Annotated in this window: 20 protein-coding genes; 16 read left to right on the top strand and 4 right to left on the bottom strand. The window is 68.7% G+C overall.

The features are described 5' to 3' along the window. The first annotated feature begins 3 nt into the window (after positions 1-3). On the top strand, positions 4-3,672 hold the full coding sequence (locus QHF85_RS38205) for an IPT/TIG domain-containing protein (protein WP_281332357.1): 3,669 nt from the start codon (positions 4-6) through the stop codon (positions 3,670-3,672). On the opposite strand, the gene QHF85_RS38200 is transcribed toward QHF85_RS38205, so the two are convergent. Further along, positions 3,632-5,173, bottom strand: a complete 1,542-nt coding sequence (locus QHF85_RS38200; protein ID WP_281332356.1) for a right-handed parallel beta-helix repeat-containing protein — start codon at positions 5,171-5,173, stop codon at positions 3,632-3,634. The two genes, QHF85_RS38205 and QHF85_RS38200, sit on opposite strands and share 41 nt — an antisense overlap. A gap of 276 nt (positions 5,174-5,449) precedes the next feature. On the opposite strand from QHF85_RS38200, the gene QHF85_RS38195 reads away from it, so the two are divergent. The 11 genes from QHF85_RS38195 to QHF85_RS38145 all read left to right on the top strand — a co-directional run bounded on the left by QHF85_RS38195 (position 5,450) and on the right by QHF85_RS38145 (position 17,722). Beyond that, on the top strand, positions 5,450-5,863 hold the full coding sequence (locus QHF85_RS38195; protein ID WP_281332355.1) for a YkgJ family cysteine cluster protein: 414 nt from the start codon (positions 5,450-5,452) through the stop codon (positions 5,861-5,863). A 208-nt stretch (positions 5,864-6,071) separates the two neighbouring features. Further along, positions 6,072-7,916, top strand: a complete 1,845-nt coding sequence (gene tssI, locus QHF85_RS38190) for a type VI secretion system tip protein TssI/VgrG (protein WP_281332354.1) — start codon at positions 6,072-6,074, stop codon at positions 7,914-7,916. A 9-nt stretch (positions 7,917-7,925) separates the two neighbouring features. Continuing rightward, the gene (locus QHF85_RS38185) at positions 7,926-9,215 is read left to right on the top strand and encodes a PAAR domain-containing protein (RefSeq protein WP_281332353.1); all 1,290 of its coding nucleotides are present in this window, start codon (positions 7,926-7,928) and stop codon (positions 9,213-9,215) included. 28 nt (positions 9,216-9,243) lie between these two features. Continuing rightward, positions 9,244-10,146, top strand: a complete 903-nt coding sequence (locus QHF85_RS38180; protein WP_281332352.1) for a DUF4123 domain-containing protein — start codon at positions 9,244-9,246, stop codon at positions 10,144-10,146. 3 nt (positions 10,147-10,149) lie between these two features. After that, positions 10,150-11,541: a hypothetical protein gene (locus QHF85_RS38175; protein WP_281332351.1), complete on the top strand. Its 1,392-nt coding sequence runs from the start codon at positions 10,150-10,152 to the stop codon at positions 11,539-11,541. Positions 11,542-11,571: 30 nt separating this feature from the next. Further along, complete coding sequence (locus QHF85_RS38170; RefSeq protein ID WP_281332350.1) at positions 11,572-12,084, top strand: hypothetical protein; 513 nt, start codon at positions 11,572-11,574, stop codon at positions 12,082-12,084. A 20-nt stretch (positions 12,085-12,104) separates the two neighbouring features. Further along, on the top strand, positions 12,105-14,672 hold the full coding sequence (tssI, locus tag QHF85_RS38165; protein ID WP_281332349.1) for a type VI secretion system tip protein TssI/VgrG: 2,568 nt from the start codon (positions 12,105-12,107) through the stop codon (positions 14,670-14,672). Between the two features lie 6 nt (positions 14,673-14,678). Continuing rightward, positions 14,679-14,984, top strand: coding sequence for an immunity protein Tsi6 family protein (locus QHF85_RS38160; RefSeq protein WP_281332348.1), 306 nt, complete (start codon positions 14,679-14,681; stop codon positions 14,982-14,984). Further along, on the top strand, positions 14,969-15,991 hold the full coding sequence (locus tag QHF85_RS38155) for a hypothetical protein (RefSeq protein WP_281332347.1): 1,023 nt from the start codon (positions 14,969-14,971) through the stop codon (positions 15,989-15,991). The genes QHF85_RS38160 and QHF85_RS38155 overlap by 16 nt, the downstream gene beginning before the upstream one ends. A gap of 40 nt (positions 15,992-16,031) precedes the next feature. Beyond that, a complete protein-coding gene (locus QHF85_RS38150; RefSeq protein WP_281332346.1) occupies positions 16,032-16,631 on the top strand; it encodes a hypothetical protein in 600 nt (199 codons plus the stop codon). 455 nt (positions 16,632-17,086) lie between these two features. Next, on the top strand, positions 17,087-17,722 hold the full coding sequence (locus QHF85_RS38145; protein ID WP_281332345.1) for a DUF4145 domain-containing protein: 636 nt from the start codon (positions 17,087-17,089) through the stop codon (positions 17,720-17,722). Positions 17,723-17,731: 9 nt separating this feature from the next. Here the strand turns inward: QHF85_RS38145 and QHF85_RS38140 are convergent, their stop codons facing one another. Continuing rightward, positions 17,732-19,441: an alpha/beta hydrolase domain-containing protein gene (locus QHF85_RS38140; RefSeq protein ID WP_281332344.1), complete on the bottom strand. Its 1,710-nt coding sequence runs from the start codon at positions 19,439-19,441 to the stop codon at positions 17,732-17,734. Between the two features lie 287 nt (positions 19,442-19,728). On the opposite strand from QHF85_RS38140, the gene QHF85_RS38135 reads away from it, so the two are divergent. Both QHF85_RS38135 and QHF85_RS38130 read left to right on the top strand, forming a co-directional pair. Beyond that, on the top strand, positions 19,729-20,961 hold the full coding sequence (locus tag QHF85_RS38135) for a hypothetical protein (protein WP_281332343.1): 1,233 nt from the start codon (positions 19,729-19,731) through the stop codon (positions 20,959-20,961). Continuing rightward, positions 20,958-22,061, top strand: a complete 1,104-nt coding sequence (locus tag QHF85_RS38130; protein ID WP_281332342.1) for a hypothetical protein — start codon at positions 20,958-20,960, stop codon at positions 22,059-22,061. Before QHF85_RS38135 ends, QHF85_RS38130 begins: the two co-directional genes overlap by 4 nt. 30 nt (positions 22,062-22,091) lie before the next feature. Here QHF85_RS38130 and QHF85_RS38125 read toward each other — a convergent pair whose 3' ends face one another. Together QHF85_RS38125 and QHF85_RS38120 are read right to left on the bottom strand one after the other, a co-directional pair. Continuing rightward, positions 22,092-23,573, bottom strand: coding sequence for an MDR family MFS transporter (locus QHF85_RS38125; RefSeq protein WP_281332341.1), 1,482 nt, complete (start codon positions 23,571-23,573; stop codon positions 22,092-22,094). 53 nt (positions 23,574-23,626) lie between these two features. Further along, a complete protein-coding gene (locus QHF85_RS38120; protein WP_281332340.1) occupies positions 23,627-24,682 on the bottom strand; it encodes a nucleotidyltransferase domain-containing protein in 1,056 nt (351 codons plus the stop codon). 111 nt (positions 24,683-24,793) lie between these two features. Here QHF85_RS38120 and QHF85_RS38115 point away from each other — a divergent pair, with 111 nt between their 5' ends. Together QHF85_RS38115 and QHF85_RS38110 are read left to right on the top strand one after the other, a co-directional pair. Then, the gene (locus QHF85_RS38115) at positions 24,794-25,036 is read left to right on the top strand and encodes an amphi-Trp domain-containing protein (protein ID WP_281332339.1); all 243 of its coding nucleotides are present in this window, start codon (positions 24,794-24,796) and stop codon (positions 25,034-25,036) included. Further along, on the top strand, positions 25,033-26,964 hold the full coding sequence (locus QHF85_RS38110) for a ribonuclease R family protein (protein WP_281332338.1): 1,932 nt from the start codon (positions 25,033-25,035) through the stop codon (positions 26,962-26,964). The genes QHF85_RS38115 and QHF85_RS38110 overlap by 4 nt, the downstream gene beginning before the upstream one ends. Positions 26,965-26,985 lie beyond the last annotated feature (21 nt).

Genomic DNA, 26,985 nt, shown 5'->3' with positions numbered 1-26,985 from the left:
GCCATGCGTTCCCGTGCGTTCAGCCGAATCCCGCTTGCGTTCCTGATCAGCCTCCCGCTCGCCGCCTTCGCGACGGGCTGCTCCGACGACTCGGTGGCCACCTCCGGCACGACGAACCCCGCGGGCAGCGGCGGCGCGGGCGGCTCCGGCGGCATCGGCGGCATGGGCGGCGCCGGCGGCGACGGAGGCGCCGGTGGACAGGAAGAAATGCGCGGCCCCGTCTCGTTCACCACGATGCCGGTGCTCGTCGCGCGCGTCGGGGACGCGTACGTCTACGCGTCGAAGGCCGTTCAGGAAAAAGCCCTGCCCGGCGACACGATCACGTACTCGCTCGCGACCAAGCCCGACGGCATGCAGGTCGACCCCGCCACGGGCGAGGTCACGTGGACGCCCGTCGCCGGCCAGGAAGGGCCGCAGGCCGTCTCGCTCGTGGCCACGGGGCCCGACGGGCAAAGCGCGAAGCAGGACTACACGATCGAGGTCGAACCCGCCGTCAACATCCTCGGCATGCAACCGGCCGCCGGCAGCGCCGCGGGCGGCGAGCTCGTCACGATCAGCGGCTACGGCTTCGTCGGCGCCGTCGGCGTCCTCTTCGGCGACGTCCCGGCCGCCGACGTCATGGTCCTCGACGACGCCACCCTCAGCGTCACCACGCCCCCCGCCGTCGCGAACACGCGCAAGGTCACGCTCACCCTTGGCGGCACACCGCAAGCGACCTTCTCCCCGGGCTTCACCCACCTGCCCGTCGCCGGTTCGACCGACGTCACGCAGGCCAAACTCTCCTCCACGCTGAAGGTCCAGGGCCTCGGCTTCGATCCCCTGTCCGTCGACGGAAACCAGCTCGCGATCCCGGGCCGCAGCGGCACGCGCCGCAAGATCGTGACGAACCAGGCGGCCTCGGGCGATCTCGCCTTCGCGCTCGGCGTCGGCAACTCCGAGTCCACGCTCGCGACCGGCGCCATCGCCATCGAGGTCAACGGCCTGCGCTCGAACTGGCTCCCGCTCACGATCACCGACGCGTCGATCCCCGCCGAGCTCGCGGTCACGGGCTTCGACGCCGCCCACGCGCCCGGCGAGAGCATCACCCTCCAGGGCGCCGGGTTCGTCGGCCTGCAGCCCGCGGACCTCACCGTCACGTTCTCCGGCGCCGCCGCGCCCGCGGCCGTCAGCTCGATCAACGCCGCCGGCACGCAGGTCGTCGTGACCGTCCCCGCGGACGCCGTCACCGGACCGATCCACCTCGCCGCCCCGGGACGCCTGCCTGCGCGGAGCTACGCCGCGGCCACGATCACCGGCTCTTTGCCCGTGCTCTCCGTGCTCGACACGACCCCGGCCGGCGGCGCGCCCGGCAGCGCGCTCGTCCTCCGCGGCACTGGCTTCGCCGCCGGCGCCGCCATGAACAAGGTCACGGTCGGCGGCGTGGACGCCGTCGTCCTCTCGGCCGAGCCCGATCGGCTCGTCGTCGAGGTCCCGGCCGTCGCGTTCGGCCCGGCCGAGATCGTCGTCAATGCGGCCGGACAAACCGCGGACGCGGGCGTCTTCGGCGTCACGGGCGATTACACGATCCTCGCGGGCGGCGGCCCCGAGGAGAGCGAGATCGGCGACGGCGGGGATCCCTTGCTCGCCTCGATCGAGGGAGGGTTCGTCACGACGGACGCGGCGAACAACTATTACATCGCCGATCGCAAGCGCGTCCGCGTCATCAACAACGGCGCCGCGCCCGTCACGATGTTCGGCAAGACGATCCAGCCGAAGACCCTCCAGACCGTCGCGCAGGGGCCCGAGGGCGTCGCCGCCGTCGCGATCCACCCCGTCACGCAGGACGCGTATTTCGCGACCGGCTTCCGCATCTTCCGCGCCAAGCGCACCGACGGCACCGTCACGGCATACGCCGGCACCGCGTCGAGCGGCAACGGCGGCAACGGCGGCAACCGCACGAGCGCGAGCTTCAACGGCATCACCGACCTCACCTTCACGGCCGACGGCTCGATCCTGCTCGTCGCGGACAACAGCAACGGCACGATCCGCGCGATCAACACCACGGGCACGGCCACCACGGCCTGGGGCGTCACGATCGCGGCCGACGCGGTCGATCAGATCGCGAACATCGGCGCCGTCAATCCGCTCACCGTCACGCTCGACGCCGAGGGCAGCATCTACACGGCGACCTCGCTCCAGGTCCGCAAGATCCCCGCGAACCGCCCGCCCGTCGGCGATCCGATGTACGTCGAGAGCTCGGCCCTCGCCGGCGGCGGCAACTTCTCGAGCCTGCCCGCCGAAGGCTGCCCCGCGCTCACGATCCCCCTCGGCATCAACAGCGGCGTCGTCGTCGATCCGGTCCGCGGCGACGCGCTCATCGGCAGCCGTCACGGCCTCGTCCGCCGCATCCGCCCGGCCGGCGGCACCTCGCCGACGACGCTCGACGAGAACGATTGCATCGACTTCGTCGCCGGCAGCTGGGACATGGGCAAGGCCATCCCGAACGCCGGCTACGCGGGCGACGGCGGCCCTGCGAAGAGCGCCACGTTCGCGCTCTTCTCGCGCCCGTTCGTCGATCGCAACGGCTCGCTCCTCGTGCTCACCGAGGGCCGCCTGCGCCGCGTCCTCTTCGACGCCGCCGGCGCTCCGGGCCTCGTCGAAGCCGTCGCCGGCACGGGCCCGAGCAAGATCGACAACCTGCCCGGCCTCTCGCTCCGCTTCCTGAACAGCCTGAGCTCCATCCGCGTCGACGCGGCGAACAACCGCTACATCTACGCCTCCGACGCGCGCGTCGTGGCGCAGGATCGCACGACGAACCTGCTCATGCCCCTCGCCGGCACGGGCTACACCGGCAACACCATCGGCCCGAACGCGTCGGCGCTCGCCTCCGATCTCGGCACCTTGCGCGGCTTCGACCTCGCGGGCGGCGCGCTCTACCTCCTCGAGGCGAGCTTGCCGCGCGTCTCGAAGGTCGACCTCGCGACGGGCATGCTCTCCGTCGTCGCGGGCGACGGCCGCGCCGCCACGACCGCCGAACAGCAGGCCGCGGGCCTCGCCACCGCCGCGCGCGTCGCCATCAACACCGGCGCCGGCAAGGCCGCCGTCGGCCCGAGCGGCGCGCTCTACTTCGCCGACGCGAACTACCTCCGCATCGTCAACGTCACGAACCAGGCCATCACCACCTTCGGCGTCACGCTCGAGCCTGGCTTCGTCGACGACATCCCGCAGAGCCTCGGCCCGAACATCAGCGGCATCGCCTTCGCGCCGAACGGCGACCTCTACGTCGCCTCGTACGATTCGAACGCCGTGAAACGCATCCCCGCCGCGGGCCCCTTCACCGCGGAGAACGTCATCGCGGGCGACAGCCAGCGGTATGGCGTCGCCACGCCCGGCACCGTCGCCGACCTGCACCTCAATCGCCCGAGCGACATCACCTTCCTTCCCACGGGCGAGCTCGTGATCGCGAACGACTTCGGCCACACGCTCGTCGTCGTCGCGCCGGACGCGAATGGCATGATCGGCCCGTCGAGCCTCTTCGCGCACGCCTTCGGCAGCGGCGCGCCGGGTCGCCTCGCGAGCGACGGCGCGCCGGCCCTCTCCGTCGCGCCGCGCGGCGTCCGCGCCGTCACCGTGGACGGCAAGGACCTCGTCCTCATCGCTGGTGAGCGCGTGATCCGCCTGGCGATGCCCTGAACCTCGGGGCCTCCGGGGTCCCCACCTCGCAGGCCCCGATGCTGTGCCCCTTCTCCCGCTTTGCGCGTGGTTTCCCCATGAAATCCTGGTGCTCGTCCACCGTGTCGTCCGTCGCCGCGCGCGCCGCCGGCGACGCGGGCAAGAGCGTGTAATCGCCCCGCAGCGGATCCACGAAGAGCCGTGCGAACGGCACGGACAGCGAATGCCCGTCCTTGCCGAGCTGCTTTCGCCAATCGTCGAGCGGCCGCACCTTGTCCCCGATCGCCACCCGATCGAGGACGTTCCCGTCGCTCTCCACGAGCTTCGCGTCCTTCTCCGTCACGAGCTCGAGCCCCGCGCGGCGCGTGTCGCGGTGGAACAGGATGTTGTTCCGCACCACGTTCGGCCCCACGCTCAATCGGATCTGCAGCGCGTTCCGCGCCCCCTCGGGCATCACCACGGTGTTGTGCGCGATCGTGAGCCCCTTCGGGCCGAAGCGACCGTCGCCGTCTTCCTCCGCGTCCTGCTCCATTCCGTCGGCGTCGCCGAACGCCACGATGCCCGCCGCGGCGTTGTCGTAGAGCACGTTCCCTTGCACGATCGAGTCCTGCACGCCGTCCAGGTTGATCCCCGCGCCTCTCCGCTTCTTTTCGTTCGCGAGCGCGCCGGATCCATTGCCGATGACCAGGTTCCGCTCGATGGCGGCGCCGGTCACGATCCCGTCGGCCACGCCGTCGTAAAAGCTCTTGCCGGACTTGTCCGTCTCGGGCCTCTCGCGCATGTCGGCGTTGATCTGGATGCCGCAGCCGTCGTTGTCGCGCAGCACGTTCGCGCGAATCGCAGGCCTGTCGCCGCTGTTCGACAGATAGATCCCGTGCTCGCGCCGGCTCCGGCGGACCTCGTTGTTCTCGACCGTCATGTCGTCCGCGAACGACGAGAAGATCCCCCACCGCCCGTTGTCGAGGAACGTCCCATTCCGGATCGTCACGTTCGTCCCGTAAAACACCGCCACCGCCGCCCGCGGCGCGCCGTACGACGAGATGCCGTCGAGGACGACGTGGTGGGACTTTCGAACGATGATGTTGTCCCGACAAGAGTTCTTGTTCTTGCAATCGGGATCCGGCCGGACGATCGCGCGCTTGCCGACCGCGAAGATCGTGATCGGCCGGCGCGGCTCGCCCCGGTGCCCGTCCACGATGAAGTGTGAGTATTCCCCGTCTTCCACGAGCAGCACGTCGCCCGGGGCCGTCGCGAGCGAAATGCCTCGCTGGATCTCCCGGCACGGCTTCCGCTCCGAGCAATCGTTCGCGTCGTTTCCCAGCGGCGAGACCCGGAATCGCCGCCCGCCTGGCGGCGGCGCCGGCCGGAGCTTCGCGGGCCCGATCGACGCGAGCGTCTGCATGCGCGGCGACGCGGACAGCGCCTCGGCCGACTCGCCGGCATCACCGGCATCGCCGGGCGAGGCCGAGCGCGCGCACGCAAGGAGCAAGACAAGCGGAGCGGCGCCCAAGAAAACACGCATGAACAGCACCTCCGCGTGAGCCCGTGAAAGGTAGCGCCCGTATTCAACCCCGTCACGACGAATTGCGAGACAACACACAACCCAGGATGTTCAGGACGCGCGGGAGACCGTCTGCGACGGGGCGCGTTCGTCCGGGCTGCGTATCCATGCTCACGCCGCCTGCTTGGACGAACCCGCGCGGACCCCCTCGACCCGGGCCTTCGATGCGCCTAGACTCGCGCCGCCTCGTCACGGGACGCGGCATCCAACCGTTCCCACCTCTCCCTGGAGTCAGCCGTGGCCACCGGACGAACGCGCCTTCAATACGATTGCACCAAGTGCGTGGCATTTTGCTGCTCCATCTACGAGCGCGTCGAGGTGACGGCCCGGGACGTCAAGCGGCTCGCGACCCATTTCGGCGTCACGCCCGAGGTCGCCGAGAAGCGCTACACCGTGAACCGCTTCGGTGGCCGCATCCTCCGCCGCAAGAAAGATCCCATCTTCGGCAAGGCCTGCAAATTCCTCCACCCCGAGACGCGCGGCTGCACCATCTATGAAGGCCGCCCCCAGGCCTGCCGCGAATACCCCGGCACGAGCCGCTGCGGTTATCACGACGTCCTCCAATTCGAACGCGAAATCCAGAACGACCCCACCATCGTCCCCATCGTCCGCCTCGCGTTCAAGAAACAGCTCCGCAAAACGGCCCGCTGATCCTGCCTCCCGCGTCGGGGTGCCGGACCACCACCACCCCGGCGACGCAGGCTCGGCCACCCGCCCCGCCTCCCTCGCCGCCAATCTCCACCGTCGGCATCATTTTTCACGGATAGCGCCGCTCGCCATCATGACGCGGGGTGTCGACGAGTGGATCCATTGCTCGGCCCCCTTGCGTGCTTCGCCCGCCTTTACGTAGGCTGGGCCAATGGCGAACCCCGTCCTCTCCTTCGAGTCTGGCGAGCAGAGCCTCTCTGTGCGGCACTTCTCGGTGCACGAGGGCATCTCGACGCTCTTCAGCGCAAACATCGTCGCGCGCTCGCCGAAGGAAGACATCGACCTCGAATCGCTCGTCGGCAAGGCGGGCGGCATGCTCGCGACGAACCCCCTGCTCATGCCGCGCGCATGGACCGGCGTCGTCAGTCACGCCGAGCAGATCGACGTCGAGCCGCCGACGGGCACCTCGCTCGGGCTCTCCACCTACCTCATCCGGATCGTGCCCACGATGTGGCTGCTCACGCAGCGCAAGGGCAACCGGATCTTTCAGAAGATGTCGATCCCCGACATCGTGAAGAAGGTCCTCGGCGAGTACGGCATCGAGCCGAAGATGAAGCTCACCGAGCCGCACCCCGAGCACGAGTACCGCGTCCAGTACGGGGAGACCGACTTCGCCTTCGTGAGCCGCCTGCTCGAAGAAGAGGGCATCTCGTACTGGTACGGCCAGGCGTTGAACGGCGACAAGGTCGTGAGTGAGCTCAACATCGCCGACGCGCCCACGCGCGGCGAGGCGCGCCCGCCGGTCCGCCACGCGGAGAACCCGAACCAGCCCGGCAACAACGAGTGGATCTGCCGCGTCCACCTCGCGCACCAGGTTCGCCCCGGCGCCGCGGCGATCCGCGACTACGACTTCGAAAAACCCAAGTTCCTCCTCCGCGGCGACGCCGAGAAGACCAAGAAGGAAGAGTTCTTCGAGCAATACGTCTACGAGCACGGCGCCTTCACCGACGACAAGGAAGGCAAGCGCCGCGCGGACATCCTGCTCGAGGCCGAGCGCCGCACGAAGCGCGTCGTCTCGTACGAAACGAACGCCTTCGATCTCGCGCCGGGCGTGATCTTCAGCATCGACAACCACCCGCGCGAGGACCTCGATCCGGGCAAGAAGCTGCTCGTCCTCGAGGCGATCCACGAAGGCACGCCCGACGGCGAGTGGACGCACACTGGCGAGGCCACGTTCATCGACGTGCTGCATCGCCCCGCGCAGCGCACGCCGCGCCCCAAGATCAACGGCCTGCAGAGCGCGTTCGTCACCGGCCCGAAGGGCGAGGAGATCTACACGGACGAGTACGGCCGCGTGCGCGTGCAGTTCCACTGGGATCGCGACGGCAAGTACGACGAGACCTCGACCTGCTGGATCCGCGTGAGCCAGGGCTGGGCCGGCGCCGCGTACGGCATGATGACGATCCCGCGCATCGGCCAGGAGGTCCTCGTCGGCTTCTGGGAGGGCAACCCCGACGAACCCGTCATCGTCGGCCGCCTCTACAACGGCAAGAACCGCGTCCCGTACAAGCTGCCCGACGAAAAGACGAAGAGCACCTGGAAGACGAACAGCTCGCCGACGAACGGCGGCTTCAACGAGATCATGTTCGAGGACAAGGCGGGCAAGGAGCTCTTCTTCGTCCAGGCGCAGCGTGATCTCTCGAAGCTCGTCAAGCGCAACGAGACCGAGCGCACCGGCGCGAACCGCACGATGGTCGTCGGGGCAAACCGATCGAGCGTCGTCGGCGCCGTCGACACCACGCTCGTCGGATCGAAGTACACGCTCGTCATGGCCAAGCCCAAGGATCTCAAGGTCGAGGCCATGGGCAATCCCGACGTCGAGAAGCAGGAGACCATGATCGAGATGGTCGACGGCAAGATCACGCTGACGACGGGGAAGGCCTCGATCGTGCTCGACGGCGCCACGATCACGCTCAAGGCCGACGGCGACATCAAGCTCAAGGCCGGCGGCGAGGTCGTCATCCACGGCGGCCCCTTCGTGAAGATCAACTGCTAGGAGCCCGCCATGCCGCAAGCCGCACGCAAAGGCGATCTGACGGTCCACGGAGGGGTGATCTCCGAGGGTTCGCCCGACGTCACCATCGGTGGGATGGCCGCCGCGCGCCTGCTCGACAAACACGTTTGTCCGCTGCACGGCCCCGGACCCATCACGCAGACCTCGGCGACCGTCTTCATCAACAAGGTCGGCGCCGCGCGCGTGACCGACGCGTGCACGTGCATGATGCCCTCCACGGCGGTCGGCGGGGGCAACGCGAAGAAAGACGACCAGCCCTACTGGACGCTCAAGGGCGACGGTTCGGCGACGAAAGAGAACAAGTACGCCACCGACGGCGAGGACTACAGCGAGAAGTCGCTGCGCGACGCCTGGGACAAGGCGAACAACAAGGCCGGCGACAAGGCCCTCGACCAGCTCGCGAACGGCCGCGATCCGAAGGACCAGGCGTGGAAGCCCAAGGTCGCGATCGGGGCAAACCACGAGCTCTGGAACGCGACCACGGTCCCGAAGGGCGCCGACGGCAAACCCGTCGACAACTACGCGCAGTTCTTCTCGGGCTCGACGAAGGGCTCGTACGGGGCGACCGCGGAGTTCGAAGGCGTTCGCAACATGAAGGCGAACGCCGGCGGCAAGGCCGAGGTCGAAGGCTCGCTCTTCGCGGCCTCGGGCAAGGCCGGCGACGCGAAGGGCTGGGGCGAGGTCTCCGGCGAAGCGAAGGTCCTCACGGCGAAGGCCGACGCGGCCGCGGGCATCCAGGCCGAGGTCAAGGACGGCAAACTCGAGTCCGCGTACGCCGAGGCGTCCGCGGGCGCGGGCGCGTCCGTCGTCGAGGGCAAGGTCGCGGGCAAGAAGACGTTCACGATCCCGCTCGTGAACCTCGACGTCAGCATCGGCGGCGAGGCTTCGGGCGCGCTGCTCACGGCGGAGGCGCGCGCGAGCGCGTTCGCGGGCTACCGCGACGGCAAGCTCCGCGTGGGGTTCGGCGCGAAGGTCGGCGCGCTGCTCGCGGGCCTCGGCTTCAAGTTCAACATCGAGATCGGCCGCTCCGAGGAGAAGAAGGAGCCCCCGAAGGCGCCCGGCGTCCCCGGCGTCGCGGGCATCGATCCGATCGCGATCGGCTGCATGACCGTGCTCGTCGGCGGCGTCCCGCCTCCGTACATCCCCGGCGCGCCCGCGCCCGATCAACCGCCGGGCGTCATCGTCGACGCCGTCGGCATTCGCAACAAATCCCAGGCGCTGACGCTCAAGGCCGCGAAGCGCGCGGCTGCGCCGTTCACGCCGATCAAGTGCGATTTCTGAGGGGGAACGAGGCTTGATGGACACCGGCATGAACGAGCACGAGTCCCCCCTCGTCACGACCGCGGCCTTCGCCGACGGCATCGAGCGCCTCGCGCGATCGGGCCGCCTGTTCGCCGCGGTCGACGCCGCGGACGCGCCGTTCGTCGCGGAGAAGGCGGCGCAAGCCGGGCCTCACGCCGCGGTCTGTCTCTACAAACCCAAGGACGCGAGCGAGTGGGCCGACGCGGCGCCGTACCTCTTCCAGGTCGATCTCGCCACCTGGAGCTGGCTGCGCGAGGGCCTCGCCGAGGATCCGAGCCTCTGCATCTTCGCGGTCGCCGACACGAACCTCGAAGGCGTGCGGCGGCACTTCCGCCGCTTCCTCCTCGTGCAGTCGCCGGCGGGCACGAAGATGAACTTCCGCTTCTACGACCCGCGTGTGCTCGTCACGTGGCTCGACTGCTGCACCGCGCTCGAGCTCGACGATTTCTACGGCCCCGTGAGCGAGTACGGGATCCCCACGGAGGACGGCCTCGGCGCGCTCCTCTGGAAGCGGCTCGTCGAGGGCGCGCCGCGCAGGCGCGAGGACGTGCTCCTCAAGCTCCGCCCGGCGCAGATGCGCGCCTTCGCCAAGGCCTCGGAGGAGCGCTTCACGGATCGCACGGTGAACTTCCTCCAGATGCAGTTCCCGGACGCGCGGGAGGAGCCGAGGCCTTCGCTCAAGTACTTCGTCGCGGACCAGATCGATCGCGCGCGCACGCTGCACGGCTTCACGACGGAGCTCGAGCTCGTGACGTATGTGATCACGGCCTGGGCGCTCGGCGGTGATTTCGACACGGCGATGCCGGCCGTGGCGGAGACGCTCGCGGCCAAGCACCTCTCGTCCGGTGACAAGGCCGCGTGGATCTCGGACTTCACGCGCAAGCTTCTTCGTACGCTCGAGGAGACCTGAGTCATGCCTGGTGGCGGTCTATTGCAGAGGGCTTGGGGCGCGGCCTCGAATGCGGCCAAGAAGACGGCCGGCGCCATCACGGGTGGCGCGCAGGCGATCGGCGACGGGATCGTCAGCGGCGCGAAGGCCGCTGGCAATGCGGTCGTCAGCGGCGCGAAGGCCGCCGGAAACGCGGTCGTCACGGGCGCGAAGGCCGTCGGCAATGCGGCGGTCGAGGGCGCGAAGGCCGTCGGCAATGCGGCGGTCGCGGTCAAGGACGGCGTCAAGGAAGGCGTGCGCGGAGCGACGCGGGCCGTGGCCGACGCGGGCTACAACGCGGTCGGCGCGGGCAAAGACGCGCTCGACTCCGGCGCGAAGCGCGTCAGCGACGCGTATGACAAGGCCAAGGAGTACTTCACGGGCAAACCCCCGGCCCAGCCTTGCATTGCGTGCACCGGCAAGGACGTCGACCACGACGGCTCGATCTTCGGCTACGTGAACGGCAAATGCGTGCCGCTCACGCAGAAGGGCCAGGAGGTCACGCGGGCCGACATAGAAAACGCGAAAAAGAGCGGCTACAACCCATCCTCGCCGACGCATTCGGCCTACGACCCAGACAAGCCGGACGATCCGACGCGGAACACGTCGCAGGCGACGAAGGATTGCTGCGCGAAATGCACCGAGGGCAAACCTCCGCGCACGATCTTCTACGTCAACGGCATCAATACGACGCGCACCACGCATTGCGAGACGCTGAAGCAGCTCGGCGACATGACGTGCGCGACCGTGGTCGGCGTCTACAATGCGACCGAGGGCTTCGTAGGGGACGCGCAGCAGACCTCGAAGGATCGGCGCCTCATCCGCGAGGCGGCGGCGGGCAAGAAGGACCTCACGACCGACGGCCGGAACCCCGCGGTGAACACGCTGAGCGACCTCGTCGTGGCCGAGCGCGAGTCCGGTCGGCCCGTCGAGATCTTCGCGCACAGCCAGGGCGGCGCCGTGACGAGCCTCGCGCTCTACGACGCGAACAACACGCTGAAGGCGGGCTCGCCCTCGCCGAACGCGGGCCTCGACGAGAACGTGAAGGTCACGAGCTTCGGCTCCGCGGCTCCGCAATGGGTGGAGGGGCCGAAGTACACGCATTACGTGCACGTGAACGACGCGACGCCGATGGTGTTCGGGCTCGGCGACAACCCGAGTAACCACGCGAAATACGCGGGCGGCGGCAAGGTCGTCACGTTCTCGGGCGAGCGCGGCCAGGCGGCCGATTTCGAGACGAACGGCAAGAACCTCGACAAGCACTGGCTGCCGGGGATGACCGAATACCACGGCATCGACGACGATCTCTATTTCAAGGCGTACCAGCAGCAGAACCGGAACACCGGCGACACCTGCGGCTGCGGCAAGAACAAATAAGGCGCCGAGGCGGAAGGCAGAGGGACGACGATGGCGACGAACAGCGCGATGCCGCCGGGGCGAGACAGGGCCGAGGCCCTCATGCAGTTCTACGCGCGCAAGGAGAACCGCTACGACGCGGAATTCGACGCGAACGGGGACATCTCGTTCGGCGAGTTCGGCTTCCGGCACGAGCCCGAGAAGGACGCGCTCGTGGCGCGCGTCTTCGTGGCGAAGGCCTGGCGCGACGGCGCGCCCGAGGCGCAGATCGACGCGTTCACGAAGGTCGGCCGCGCGCTCAACGATCCGGCGATCGGCGGGCTCTTCGATCAGGGCGGAGGGTATTTCCACCTCGACCCGGACAAACGTATCTATTTCCTGAAGAAAGACTTCCCCCTCGCCACGACCACGCGCGAGACGCTCGACGAGGGCGTGGAGAAGCTCAGGGATCTCGCCGCCACGTGGACGACGCGCTGGTTCGCGCGCGTCGCCGACATCACGCACGGACGCGCGCTCCCGCCGCTCCGCCCCGTGAAGCAAGACGATCCGGACGACAAGATCTGACGTAACCGACGAGGCCGATCATGGCGCTGCTGGAGCTTGCGTTCGAAAACAAGGAAGACTCCCTCTCGGTGCGGCATTTCTCCGTCCGGGAGCCGATCTCAGGCGCATTCGACGTGGGCGTCCTCGCGCGCTCGCGCCTGCCGGGGCTCGATCTCGAGGGGTTCGTCGGGAGACCCGCGGCCTTCCTGATGATGGGCGGCCCGCTCTCGGGCCCGCGCGCCTGGTCGGGCGTCGCCAGCCACATCCAGATGGTGCAGGCCGAAGTGACGGGCCTCTCGACCTATTTCGTGCGCATCGTGCCGCAGATGTGGCTCCTCAGGCTCCGCAAGCGGAACCGCATCTTCCAGCACATGACGATCCCGGCGATCGTCAAGCAGATCCTCGACGAGTATTCGATCGTCCACCAGATGAAGACGGTCGACGACCACCAGGAGCACGAGTATCGCGTCCAGTACGAGGAGAGCGATTACGACTTCGTGAGCCGCCTGCTCGAAGAAGAGGGCATCTCCTACTGGTTCAAGCAGATCGGCGGCGGCAACGCCGGCACGTACACCACCGAGCTCATCCTCTCGGACAAACCCGAGGCGGGCGAGGAGCGCCCCACCCTGCCCTTCGTGTACGCGCCAAACCAGGACGCGCGCAAGGAGTTCGTCCGCAACGTCAAGGTCTCGCACCGCATCCGGCCCGGCGCGGCGAGCTTCCGCGATTACGATTTCGTGCGCCCCGATTTCCACCTGCTCGGCGACGCCGAGAAGGCGCCCAAGCCCGAGGACTTTTTCGAGCTCTACCGGTACACCCCCGCCGGCCTCGTCAAGGATCGGCGCGAATCGCCGCGCGTCCCGGGCGATCCCGAGGGCAAGCTCGTCGCCGACATCGACCTCGCTGCCGCGCGCCGCGGCAAGCGCGAGCTCCAGTTCGATGCGAACGCGTACGATCTCGGGCCGGGGCTCCTCTTCAAGATCGAGAATCACCCGCGCAGCGACGTCACGGCGGGCCGCTTCCTTTGCACGGAGGTCACCGTCGAGGGCACGCACGACGGCGAGTGGACGCTCTCCGGCTCTGCCGCGTTCGTCGAGGAAAAGACCCGATTCCGGCCGATGAAGATCACGCCGAAGCCCGTCGTCGAGGGCGTCGAGAGCGCGATCGTCGTCGGACCGAAGGGCGAGGAGATCCACACGGACGAGCACGGCCGCGTCCGCGTGCAATTCCACTGGGATCGCGACGGCCAATACGACGACCAATCGTCCTGCTGGATTCGCGTGAGTCAGGGCTGGGCCGGCGGCGCCTTCGGCATGATCGTCCTGCCGCGCGTGAGCCAGGAGGTCTTGATTGCCTTCCTCGAAGGCGATCCGGATCAGCCCGTCCTGCTCGGCCGCGCCTACAACAAGGTCGCGCCCGTGCCTTTCAACCTCCCCGAACAGCGGACGGTGAGCACGTGGAAATCGCAGTCCTCGCCGAAATCCGAGGGCTGGAACGAGATCACCTTCGACGACGCCGCGGGCAAGGAGGTGCTCTACATGCAGGCCCAGAGAAACCTCTCGAAGCTCGTCAAGGCGAACGAGAACGAGCGCACGGGCGCGAATCGCTCGATCTTCGTGGGGGCGAACCGAAGCTCCTTCATCGGCGCCGTCGACAACGTCATGGTCGGCCAGCGCAGCGTCGCCGCCATGGTCGAGTTCCGGGAGAAAGACCCGGACAAACCGAACGAGCCCACGATGGTGCTCAAGGAGACGATGATCGAGACGATCCACCCGAAGGTCTCGCTCACGACGGGCAAGGGCACGAGCATCATCGACGACGCGAACATCAACCTGCTCGCCGATCGCAACGTCATCCTGAAATCGGGCAAGGACGTCATCATCGAGGGCAAGCACGTCTACATCAACACGCAGAGCGTGCCCGGCCAGGCGCCCAAGGTCGAGGGCAGCGCGAGCGACGGCGCGCGCAGGCCCCAGGGCCGCACGCTCGGCGCGGTGCTGGAGACGTTTGGCCAGCCAAAGTCCAAGGCGGTGCGCCTCGCGATGCAGCGCCAGGTCATCGGCTTCCGCCCCCCGACACCGCACATGTTCAAGATCGCCGCGGCCAAGGGGAACACCGTCGAGCAGATCGCCGCCCGGAAGAAGGTCGCCCTCCACTTCTACAAGGACCTCGGCCAGACGTTCGACAAGGCCTTGGGGAAGGCACGGAATTACAAGTACCCGGAGGAGATCAGCCAGATCTTCAGCCACATGCGGGGCATCGATTTCAAGGAGCCCCTCTCCGTGGGCCCGCCCCCGCCCGCGCCGAAGAGGCTCACGCAATGGCAGACCCCGGACGGGTTCAAGGGCAATTACTTCGCGAGCTCCATGGTCACGCCGCCCGATCTCGGCATCGGCCAGCTCGGGACGATGCAGGACAAGAAGACGGTCGTCGAGAAGATCGCCAAGCCGTACGCCATTCCCCCGTCGACGCCCTACCTGAAGACGACCGCGGCGAAAATCCTCGACACGTGGAGCGTGGAGAACAAGCCGACGATGACCCCGGGCGGCGCGACCCAGTATTACATCGGCGACAACTCGAACATCCTCCAAATCGGCGTGAAGCCCTGATCCCGCATGAATCGTCCGCTCAGCAGCCGGAAGGAGTTTCTCGAAGTCCTCGCACGAACGCGGACCGAGGCGGAGGCGCGCTTCCAGCAAGCCCCGCGCTCGGCCACGTACGAATCCATCGCCCGGCAGCTCGATGCGATGCAATCGATGACGGCCGGCGGCCGCACGCCCACCGAGGACGAGCGAGACTCCATCACGATCGGCCTCCTCGCCGTCCGCGAGCTCGAGCCGGCGCACGATGCGGACCTCGCTGATTTCATCGAACGCCTGCACGAGCTCAACGGATATCTCACGGCATGGCCACCCAACTAGCCGGACTCCGCTACCAGCACCGCACGCACCACGCGCCCGTGCCCAGCGACGCCGTCCTGCGGCTCTGCCGGCTCGCGCCCTCGGGCCATCGCGTCGCGTTCGTCCGCGAGGACGGACCCGAGGGACAAACCGGAATCTGGATCGGCGAAATCAACAATGCCCTCTCGGCCCGGCTCCTCGTGCCGTTCAAGCCCGGCCGCGTCGAGGATCTCGTCTTTTCGCCCGACGGCGCGCACATCGCGTATCGCGTCGCGCCGCTCTTCGGTGGCCGCGGCACCGTCGGCTGGGCCAACGCCAATACGCCGGGCGAGATCCGGCGCGTGGACGGGACCGGATTTGGCTGGACCCCCGGCGGCGGAGCCATCCTCGTCGCGGACCCCTATCGCAAATCGCTGCTCCGGTACGCGCTCGACGAAGAGGAGCCGCGCGAGCTCGGCCCCTTCGAGGACGACGCCGATCCCTCGTTCCCCGCGGAAGTCGTGGTCTCCCCCGACGGCGGGCACATCGCATACACGGCCGGGCGCGACGGCGAGGACATCTCCGAGGTATGGCTCGTCAGGCGTGAGAAAAACGCGGTCGTGACCTCCTCGATCCTGACGGAGATCCCCGGCGCGAACGTCCACGTCTTGCCCTTCTGGTCGCCCAAGGGCGCGACGCTCGGCCTCTTCTGCGTGCACGAAGAGCAGGAGAAGACCGCGCTCATCGTCGTCCCGCGCCTCGAAGGCGAAGGGCACGTGCTCTACGAGAGCAGCTACCTCGACCCGCCGCGGACGCCCGTATTCACGCCCTCCGCCCGCTCCATCGCCTTCTTCCGCACGGAAAAGCCCGGCGACGAGGAGCGCCTCGGGACGAGCCGCTTCGTCCTGCTCGACGTCAAGCGCGAGACCTTCGCCGCCCTCGCCGAGCCAGACGAGGTCTTCGGCACGCCCCGCTTGTTCGATGACCGCACGATCGCCGTCGACGGCGAGGGCCTCGCGCACCTCTTCGTATTCGACGATCCGTTGTGACGAAGGTGCTAGACTCGGTCCCAGCAAGGAAGAGCTCGACATGGCGCTCGACGATCCGGATCTCCCGACCCAAGGTGTCTTCCCGAACGAGGAAGAGCTGAAGGATTGCATCACCGTCACGGTCCGGCAGCCTCGCTCGGATCTCGATTTCAGCATTCTCTTGCCGGACGGCTGGTACCAGCAGCCCGCGCCGATCGACAAGATCGACTTCTCCAAGGAATCCGAATTCGTGCCGCTCGCGCTCTTCAGCGCGGCGAAAGAAATGCTCCCGCCGATCCTCTTCACGGTCGGCGTCCGCCCCGCGCCGAAGAAGGGCAACGTGGCCGAATGGCTGGAGCGGCAATGTTATCTCCAGCAGCTCGCGCTCGAGCGCATGAAGCTCAACAAGTTCCCCTTCGGCTGGGCCGTGGACGCGGTCGCAATGCAGGCGAGCGATTTCGGCAAGCTCAGGCTGCGCATCACGATGTTCGAGGACGGCAATCGTCTCTTCGCACTCATCGGAATGGCGCCGCTCGACGTATGGGACGTGTGGGTCGTCCCCCTCGGCCTCTGCGTCAATACCTTCGAGCTGCTCGACCCCAAGGGGCAAAGCGCTCCGCTCGCCCCGAAGTACGAAGACGCGAAGCCGGAAGGCGAGTAGTCGCGGAGCCGCCTGGGCGCGGCGCATTGGTTTCATCGGGGAGCGCTTCGCTGGGGCTTTGCCCCAGGCCCCACCGGGGCTGTCCGCCCCTGGACCCGGACCAGCGCAAGCGCTGGACTCGGGGTCGATGAACTGCGCTCCGCGCAGTTCATCGAACGGGCCGAATCAAGACTGCGAGCGACCGTGCCAGCCAAGACGGCAGCGCTGACGGTTCCATCGGCAACGCGCTGCCACCGGCCTGTGGGAAGAACTGCGCACCGCGCAGTTCTTCCCCAAATGGTCCAGGGCTGGCCCTGGTTCAGGTCGAGGGGCGAACAGCCCCCGCGGGGCCCGGGGCAGCGCCCCGGCGCGGCGCCTCCTCGATGAGACCAATGCTCAGCGCTGGGCACGGAATGGTCATTGCCCCCGGCTGGCGTGCGTGGGAGAGTGGGGATCCACCGTCTCGAGGAGTCACCATGTCGACGCAGCGCAGCTCGAGCTTCTATTGCCAGGCGTGTCGCATGCAGGTGCAGCTCGTGCACCAAGGCGAGCACAGTTACCAGCAGCAGGACGGGACCTCGAAGGACTATGTCTTCGGCCATTGCGCCCGCTGCAACCGCGTGGGGCTCGTCGAATACGAGCACGAAACCGACGGTGCTGCTGCGGAGCCGCGGCAGCTCTGGCCTTCGGTGCTCCGTCCGATCGATTTTGAGCTCCCGCCGCGCGTGATGGAGTCGTACCAGGAGACGCTCCGTTGCGAGGCGGCTGGCGCGTGGATGGCCACGGCGGTCATGGCGCGGCGCACGCTCGAGGTCGTGGTGCGTGAGTTCGCGCCTGATCACGAGCGTTTCCTCGACGGCTTGCGCGCACTCTACACGAAGGGCCTCATCAGCGAGGAGCTTTGCCGCTGGGGCGAGGAGCTGCGGTTCCTCGGCGACGTCGGCGTCTTGCCCACGGATCCGAAGGCTTCGCATCAGGATGCGAAAGAGGCGCTCGAGTTCCTGGGCGCGCTCTTGGAGACGCTTTATCACTTGCGGGAGAAGTTCCGGCGCATGCAGGCGCGGCGCCAGCGGGGCCGGCTCGGGGCGGATGCGCCCGAGCGGCCCTCCTGAGAACTCTCGTCAGAGCTCGATCTTCGACGCGTCGAGCTGGTCGTTCTTCGGGTCTGCCGCCACGGTCTTGCTTGGCGGCGGCGCGGTTCCTTTTTCGGCCCACTCCACCAGGGCGTCGAAGGCGCGCTCGGCGTAGGGCTGCAGGATCGTGAATGCGTCCTGTGCGCCCTCCTCGGCTGGCGTGCCGTCGAAATCGAAATCGAGCACCCCGTCCGAGTGCAGGTCCACGTGGCCGCCGCCGGCCACGACGTAGAGCCGGTACATGTCCGGATCGCCGTAGGCGGTCACCGCGTCGCGGTAGGCCTCCGCGTTCGAGATCACCCCGAGCAGCCCGTCTGCGTCGCCGTGAATGCTCACGAGCGGCGCCGAGAACTCGCCCGTGTTCGCGTTCTTCAGGGCATACGACACGCTCTCCTCTGTCCAGCCGGCGTCCGGCGCCGAGGCCAGGAATGCGTAGAACGGCGGCGGATCCATCTCGTTCGGCGGGAAGCAGCTGTATGCCGCGCTCCCGGCCAGATCGTGGCCGAGCAGCTCTGCCTTGAAGTAATAGGCCGTGAAGTTGTAGTACCCGATCCCCTTGAATTGCGGTAGCGACGCCTTGAGGGAATCGAACGCCGTGTTGTAGGCGCCCCAGATCGTCGCTGACGGCGCGCCGAAGCCCGCGGCGATCATCGCGTCCTGCGCCCCCGAGAACGGCGGCATTTCCGTATATGCGGCCGGCGTCGAGAGCGTCGCCGGATCGTAGGCCCACTTCATCGCGAGCGCTGCGCGCTCGTTCGAGCTCACGAGGTGGTTTGCCGCGGCATACTCGGCGGGCGTCACCGTCCCGTTCTTGTCGTCGTCGAGCACCCGCGCGTCGGGCCAGTACGCGCCCGACCAGTCGAGCCCGCCGGCGAAGATACGCTTTCCGCCGGCCTTCGCGCGCTCGTGATCGATCTCCAGCGCGCGCCGCACCTGGTAGCCGCCGTTCGACAGGCCCACCGCATACACGTGCGTCGGCACTTTGCACGTCACGATTTCGAGCGACGTCGCGGCCCACTCCGCGAGATCCAGCATCATCGCGCCCCAGTGCTGCGTCGGATGCGTCTTCGTGAGCAGCGTCGCGTTCCCGTCGACCCCGCCGTTCGTCATTCCCTTGTTCCCGGCCACGTACGCATAGCCGCGCCTCAGCACCCAGGGAACGATCGTCCCCTCGTTCGCGAATTCGCTGCGCGTCCCGGGCGTCCCTGCCACCACGAGCTTGCCGTTCCAATCGTTCGGGACCTTCAGCACGATCTCCTGCGTCCGCGTGACCCCGCCTTCGGTCACCGTCAGCGTGCCCGTGACCTCGACGCCGGTCACTTCGTCCTTCGGCGCGAGCTTCAGCGAATGCAGGAGGCTCGCCTGCATCTTCTTGACCTTCGCTTGCTCCTCGGCCGGAAGATCGTCGAATTCAGGCGTCCCTGCCTTGAGGCCCCAGTACGTGATGTGCGCGAGTCCCCCGCCGCCGCTGGCGTTGTAGAACGTGCGCAGCGTCCCCGTGAGCCCGCCTTCGAGCCCTTCGAAGTCCATCGCCGGCACGCATTGCGAAGGGGGATTGCACGTGTCGCCCACGCACGGGGACGGCGGCTGGGGTTGTGCCGGATCGTCGCTGCACCCCGCGAGGGAGAGCGCCGCGAGGGCCGCGGCCGCGTGGAATGGGTTTGCCCGTCGAGCCAAGGATCGGAAGGTCTTCATCATCGCGCGAATCTACCAAGGACAGCCCGGCGCGCTCAACGTCGGCAAAGGCACCGCGCGCATGTGCGCAGCCGCGTCGCCAGGATCCCACGCACGGCCGCGTCTGCCGCTTCGCAGGCACGTGTCGAATTTCGGGCGGCCGTCGTCGATGTTCTGCACTTTCGGAACGGACAGGCCAGCGATCCCTTCCCTGCCCTCGTGCCGGCACGACGCGTGCACCTCCCGTGATAGCTTGCTGGATGCCGCGATCTCTTTTTCGCGCGCCGGCGCCTTCGCCACGAGGTCACACCGTGCGATCACCTCCTCGACGCCTCTTGCTCTCCGCGCTGCTCACCGCCCCGCTCCTCGCGTTCGCGGCGCCTGCCGCGGCGGACGACGCCCCGCCCGCGCTCCGCTGGGACCAGCCCGTGAGCTGTTACCATCTCAAGGAGGGCAAGACGCTCCGCGTCCAATGCACGCAGGACGCCAAAGGAGAGACGTGCCTCGCCGCGCCCGGCGAGATGGTCGGCATCGGCGATCCGCTCGACAAGGTCCTGCCCTGCTCGGCCCACAGCGACGACGAATATCGACAGCTCGCGCGCCGCGCCCGCATCGTCCCCGCGGTCGCCGAGGCGCCGCCCGGGTATGCGCGCGGCGAGAGCGGCCGGGCGTTTCAGGTCAAATTCGACCTCCTGAACCGCTTCTACATCGGCGTCGGCTGGGCCCCCACCCTGCAATCGAGCCGCGGCTTCGCCATCCCCGAGGGCTTCCCGTTTGCCCGGGCGAACGCCGAAATCGGCATCCACCTCAGTTTTCTCTCGCCGCGTCGGCGCGCGCGGCACGACCTCCGCCTGCTCGAAGGCAGCGCGACCTTCGCCGACCTCGAGCTCCGCGGCACGCTCCTCTCCTACGATTACCAGCACGAGCACAGGCGCCCGCTCTTCTGGCTCAGCACCTTCCTCGGCGAGCCCGACGTCCACCCGATCCTGCCGCGCATGGGCTTCGGCTTCCGCGTCCTCTCCGTCCTCGATCGCCAGCCTTCCTTCCGCGACGCCCTCGACATGGAGTTCGGCGAGTTCCACGTCGCCTGGAACCCCTGGCAATCCGACGACATGTACAGCCACCTCCGCCTCGAAATCGGCGGCGACTTCGGCGCGCACTGGCAGGATCGGAAGATCGTCTCCGGCAAATCGGGCAATTACTTCATCGGCCCCACGGCCGCGATCGAGTCGCGCATCACCCTCGGCAAAGGCGGCCTGCATTATCTCTTCAGCGACCTCACGTTCCGCCGCCCCACCATCGTCTCCGGTGATCTCACGGGCGAGAGCGTCAACCGCCTCGCGGGCTCGCTCGCGTACGAGGGCGTGCTCGTCGCGATCAACGACCAGCCGATCTCGGCCCGCCTCGTGGCCGAGGGCCGCACGCAGAACGATTTCGTGCGTGACGTGCGGGCCGTCGAGCTCCGCTTCTTCGCGGGCCTGCGCATGTCCTTCGGCGCCCCGCCGCGCGTCTTCGAGCCGATGCCCGCCTTCGAGGATCCGTGATCCGACGCTCCCTCACCGCCGCGATCGCCGCGATGGCCATGACCACCGCGCCCATGGCCGTGGCGGACGAGGGGGGTTCGGGGGCGGAGCTCGGCTTGTCCGAGCGCAGCCCCCGAGCGTCGGACGACTTTCGTCATTCGCCCAAGGGCCGCACGTTCCGCGTTCGTTTCGATCCCGAGAGCCGCATCCGCCTCGGCGCCGCCGCCTCCGGCGCGCGCAAGGAGAACGGCCGGATCACGCCTGCGCTCGAGCTCCACGCCGGCATCTCCGTGCGCCGCCGTTATGCTTTCGGCGAGGGTCCCTCGCGCGTCGAATGGCAATTCGATCAGCGCGTCCTCTCGGGCTTCGTCGCGCCCTTCGCCCGCCCGTTCGGGGACATGCCCTCGTTCGACGCCGTCCTCTACGGCGCCGCCGCGCACCGCCACGACCTCGCGCCGCGCATCGTCCTGCCGTCCTCGCCCCCGCTCAGCATCCCCTTCCCCTTCGACATCGGCTTCGACGGCGAGATCGGCCGCGTCACCGTCCCACGGGCCCTGCCCACGGGCGCCGCGGACGGCGGGGCCATCCCGTTCCTCCGCGTCTCTGTCGCGCGCGCGACCGCCTTCCTCGATCCTTGGCGCTCCAACCATCCCGGCCGCAGCCTCGAGATCGGCGTGGGCGTGCGGTACGACCTCGACGTCTACGGCCCGCAGCGCGGCACCGGCCCCGAGGGCTCGATCGCGCGCCCGCGCCTCGTGCACCGCGTCGCCCCCGGCACGGCCGGATCGCTCCGTTTCCGCTTCGAGACGCAGGACGGGCTCCTCTCGCTCGACACCCGCGCCGAGGTCACCCCGCACTGGACCAGCGAGCGCACGTGGAAGCTCGGCGCGCTCGGCTACGGCCGCGTCGAGCGGACGATCCTCGCCATCAACGACGAGCCCATCTCCCTCTTCCTCGAAGGCAGCTACCGCCTCGTCCCTCCCGCGCTCGAGCTCGCCGCCCTGCACGACGCACGCGCGAGCCTCGGCATCGCCTTCGGGCTCGATCTCACCCCGGATCCGCGCGTGAAGAAGATCCAGCCGCGGTCCCGGCGGATCCCGGCGACGGTGCCCGCTCCCTGAGCGCGCCTCCTTCGTTTTGACGACAAACGATCAGTGCGCCGGAGGTGCGGACATCTGCTTCGCCGTGGGCTCCACCATGGCCACGTCCGGGAAAAACAGGGCCGCGACGAACGCCGTGATCCCGAGCCCCGCGATGATCCAGAAGACCGTCCCGAGGCCCGCGTCGAGCAGGCCGGAGATCCGCTGCACGACCTCGGGTCCGAGCGTGGACATCCCCTCCGGGGACAGCGCGCGGCTCGCCGCGTCCTTCGGGATCGTCGCGTCCTTCGCGAGCGCCGCGACGATCACGCCCCCCATCACGCCCACCGCGACGGCGCCGCCGATCGTCCGGAAGAACATCGTGCTCGCGGTCGCGATGCCACGCTGCTCCCAGCGCACCGAGGTCTGCACCGCGATCATGAGCGCCGTGTTGGCGCAGCCCATCCCGAACCCGAAGAGCCCAGTCACCACGCGGAGCGCGAGGGGCCCTTGCTCGGCGAGCAAGGGCAACGCGACCGCGGCCGCCCCGGTGCAGCCCATCCCGAGGCGAACGAGCGCGCGGAAGCCTACCCTCGGCAGGAGCCTGCCGGCGATGAAGCTCGCGATCGGCCACGTGACGAGCATGGGCGTGATCGAGCTGCCCGCCTGGGTCGGCGTCCCGCCGCGCACGCCCTGGATGAACAGGGGCACGTACGTGAGGATCGCGATCATCGCTCCTCCGATGATCGCGCCCATCGCGGACGAGAGCGCCATCACCCGGCGCGTGAAGAGCGACAGCGGCAGGAGCGGCTCCTCGGCGCGCCGCTCGACGACGAGGAAGGCCACGAGCGACAGCACGGTGGCGAGGATGAACTTCCACCGGGCCGAGCCGTGCACGCCGGAGCTCGCGAGGAGCAGCGTCGTCACGAAGCTCGCGAGCAGGCCCGCCCCGGCGAGATCGAGGCGGTGCTTCTTCCGCTCCACGCGCTCGTGCAAGGCCGTCACGAGCAGGCCCGCGGCCGCCACGCCGAAGGGCAGGTTCATGTAGAAGACCCAGCGCCAGGAGACGTTCTCGACGATGAGGCCGCCGATGATCGGCCCGACGAGCCCGAAGAATCCCCACGCCGCGCCGAAGAAGCCTTGCAGCTTCGCTCGCTCCTCGATGCGGAAGATGTCCGCGATGATCGTGATCGGCATCGGCTGCATGGCGCCGGCGCCGAGCCCCTGGATCGCGCGGGACACGATGAGCGCGGGCATCGACCGCGCCGCGCCGCTCGCCGCCGAACCCAGGAGGAAGATGGCGATCCCCGCGAGCAAGATGGGCTTTCGGCCGTGCAGATCCGCGAGCTTGCCGAAGATGGGGACCGTGATCGCCGACAGGATCAGGTAGGCGTTCGTGACCCACGAATAGTACTGGATGCCGCCGAGATCCCCCGTGACGGTGGGCATCGCGGTGGCCACGACGGTGGCCTCGAGCGCGGCCATGGCGAGGCACAGCACGAGGGCCGTGATGGTCAGACCTCTGTGCGTGTGCCGTTCGTTTGGAGCCGACATGGCAAGGCGGTGTGGTTACTCCGCGCCCGCCGCCCGCGCAACCACGGCCCCGATCAGAAAACGCCGAACTGCCGCACGAGGCCCGCGATCTCGTCGTCCTCCAGAAAGAAGACCTGATCGAGCCCGTCCTGGAACGTGTACGTCAGGCTCGTCGCTTCCTTCCAGAGCGCGTCTTGATTGAAGGCTTCGAACGGCAGATCCGAGAGGTGCCGGCGTTTGTCCTCGTCGGAGAGGATCTCCATGAAGGCGTCGTACGAGCCCATCACCTTCTGCGCCGTCTCGACGGAGATCGTGGGCCGGAGCAGCACCTCGCACATCTGCTCGAACGGCGAGAGGCGAAGACGCTCGCGGAGGTAGCGGACGACACGCGCTGGATCCAGGCCGCCCTCGCCGCGCCGGAACTCGCCCTTGCCGAAGAGCTCGAGCGAGAAGCACGCCAGCATCCCGCTCGCGAAGAGCAGCTTCCGGCTCATGCGCAGCTTGATGTTGCGCAGCGCCCAGCCGCCCTTGAAACCTTGCTTGTTCACGAAGTCGACGGTGATCGTGCGCCAGTACCGGATGATGTCGTTCAGGAGGACACGCGGCACGAGCTTCGAACGCTTGGAGAACAAAAGACCACGGTCGTCGGAGACGTAGCGGTGCAGCACGAGATCGACGACCCGATCGAGCGCCTCTCGCTGGCCGATCGCGATCGACTCGAGCAGGAGCAAGATGCGCTGCGTGGTGTTGCGGTTCGTGTCGTCGTGGCCGCCGATGAGGTGCAGCAAGGGGTGGCTGAAGGACACGTTGTCGAAGACGCCGAACGGGCTCGGCGGCTGGAACTTCGCCTCGTCCAGGATACGCGTGATCGCGACGGCCTCCTCGAAGTGGACCCGGTCCGCGCGCCCGTCGACGAGCAGCGTCCAGTCGATGTCGCTGCCGGGCGTGTACTCGCCGCGGGCGAACGAACCGAAGACGACGATGCTCGCGTCCTCCGGATCGTGCCCATGAAGGAGCTCGCGCAGCCTGCCGAGCGTCCGCGCGGAGAGGTCACGCGCGGCGAGCACGTGCGGAAAGGCGCGGTTCGCCTTCGCTTCGAGCCGCTGAATCACCTCGGATTTCGCTTCCATTCCGTTTTCCTGAGGGGGCCGGACACTAGCACATCTGTCCCAAGGGGGACGCGCCCGCGTCCCCCTCTCGGCCGTGGACATCGCGACGAGGAGCCGATTATCCTCCGCGCCATGGCGAGAGACGTCACGCGCATCCGCACGAGGGACGAGTTCGTCGCGCTGCTTCGCCGCGTCGCCGACGCGGTCGAGCGAGGCGAGCCGTTCCGCGTCCAGGTCGGCGGCGTGCGGGTCACGGTCCCGAACGACGCCGAGCTCTCGGTCGAGCACGAGGCCGAAGGCGACCTCGAGGAGATCGAGATGCAGCTCCAGTGGCGCCGTGAACAAGCCAAGAGCGACGGTCCCGACGCCACATGAACGACGGCAAGACGCGCGGTCGCATCTCCGTTCATCCACGTGGGTTCGGCTTCCTCGTCGTCGAGGGCTCGACAGCCAGCTCGTCGACGCCTGGGGCGCAAGGTCGCCCGACGACGCCCTCCGCCCCAGACCCGAGCGCGTTCATCGCTCCCCCCGATCTGAATCCGTTCCTCGACGGCGACGTCGTGAGCGCGCGGATCACGTCGGACGCGAGTGGCCGCTTCTTCGCGAGCGAGCTCGCGCTCGTCAGCCGCGCCCGCGCCGAGGTCTTCGGCAGCGTCGTCCTCCGCGGCGGCAAACGGTACCTGCGCATCGATCGCTCCGTGGCGAACACGGACTGGCCCCTCGACACCACGAGCGAGCTCGCCGAAGGCACGCACGTCGTGGCCGAAGTCTCGGGTGATCGCCTCGTCGTCGCGCGTGTCGTCCCCGAGGGCGCCGATCTCGGCGTCGAGCGTTGCATCGCGCGGCACGGGCTCCGCGCGGTCTTCGCCGAGACCCTCGATCGCGCCGCCGAGGAAGCGTCCACGCGGCCGATCCCGATGGAGCGTCGGCGCGATCTCCGGAACGTGCCGACCGTGACCATCGACGCGGCCTCGACGCGCGACATCGACGACGCGCTCGCGGCGTACCCGGCCGACGCGAGCGGCGCGCTCCGCGTGCTCGTCTCCATCGCCGACGTCGACGTGTTCGTCCCCGAGCGCTCGGCCCTCGATCGCGAGGCGCGCCTGCGCGGCACGAGCGTCTACCTCGCGGGCCGCGTGCTGCCGATGCTCCCCGAGGCCATCTCGTCGCGCGCCGCGAGCCTCGTCGAGGGCGAGGACAGGCCCGCGCTCACGGCCGAGCTGCGCATCGATCCCGAGGGTCGCATCACCTCGGTCGACGTCTACGAGAGCCTCATCCGCTCGCGCGCGCGCCTCACGTACGACGCCGTCGACACGTTCCTCGCCGAGGGCCACGCCGACGGCGTCCCGCATGCCGTCGAGAGCACGCTCCGCTGGCTCCGCACCGCGGTCGCGCGCCTCGGTGCCGTTCGCGCCGCGCGGGGTGGGGTGAACCTCGCGCGCGAGGAGGCGCGCATCGAGCTCGACGAGCGCACGGGCGAGCCGACCGCGATCGAGGCGCGCCGCGAGACGCCCGCGCACAGGCTCGTCGAGCGGCTCATGGTCGCGGCGAACGAGGCCGTCGCCGAGTGGCTCGTCGCGCGTGGCCTCCCCGGCATCTTCCGCGTCCACGACGAACCTTCGCCCGAGCGCGTCCGCACGCTCGCGCAGCTCGCGCACAACTTCGGCATCGAGGCTGGCTTCGGCCCTCGCCTCTCGGCCCGCTCGCTCGCCGCGTTCGAGGCGCAGATCGCCGGCGCCCGCTTCGAGCCCGCGATCCGCACCGTCCTCGGACAGGCCCTCGGCCCGGCGCGGTACACGCCCGATCCCGGCCCTCATTTCGGCCTCGGCGCGCCGCTCTACCTGCATTTCACCTCGCCGATCCGCAGGTACGCCGACCTCGTCGTGCACCGCATCTTGAAGGGTTACCTCGAAGGCCACCGCGATTACGAGGACATCCGCGCCGGGCTCGCCGTCCTCGCGGCCGACTGCGACCGCTCCTCGCTGAACGCGGGCAAGGCCGAGGCCGAGCGCCACCGCATGCTCGTCGCGCGCCTTTATGCCGGCCGCCTCGGCGAGGAGGTCTCGGGCAACGTCATCGCGATCAAGCCGTTTGGCCTCCTCGTGCAGATCGCGGGCACGGGCGCGGTGGGCTCCATTGCGATGGAAGCGCTCCCCGGCGGCCCTTTCCGCACCGACCTCGCCGCGCAGGCCCTCCTTGGCCACAGCCATGGACAGCGGTTCGCCGTGGGCGACCGCATCCAGGCGACCGTCGCGGCCGTCCACGAGGAGCTCGGCCGGATCGACCTCGTCCCCGTGGGCTGATTCGCATTCCCTCGTTCGGCC

Origin of the sequence: Polyangium sp. 6x1, from assembly GCF_029946515.1 — a bacterium.
Lineage (GTDB): Bacteria > Myxococcota_A > Polyangia > Polyangiales > Polyangiaceae > Polyangium.
The sequence above is the reverse complement of the archived record's forward strand: the minus strand, read 5'-3'. Positions and strand labels throughout refer to the sequence as shown.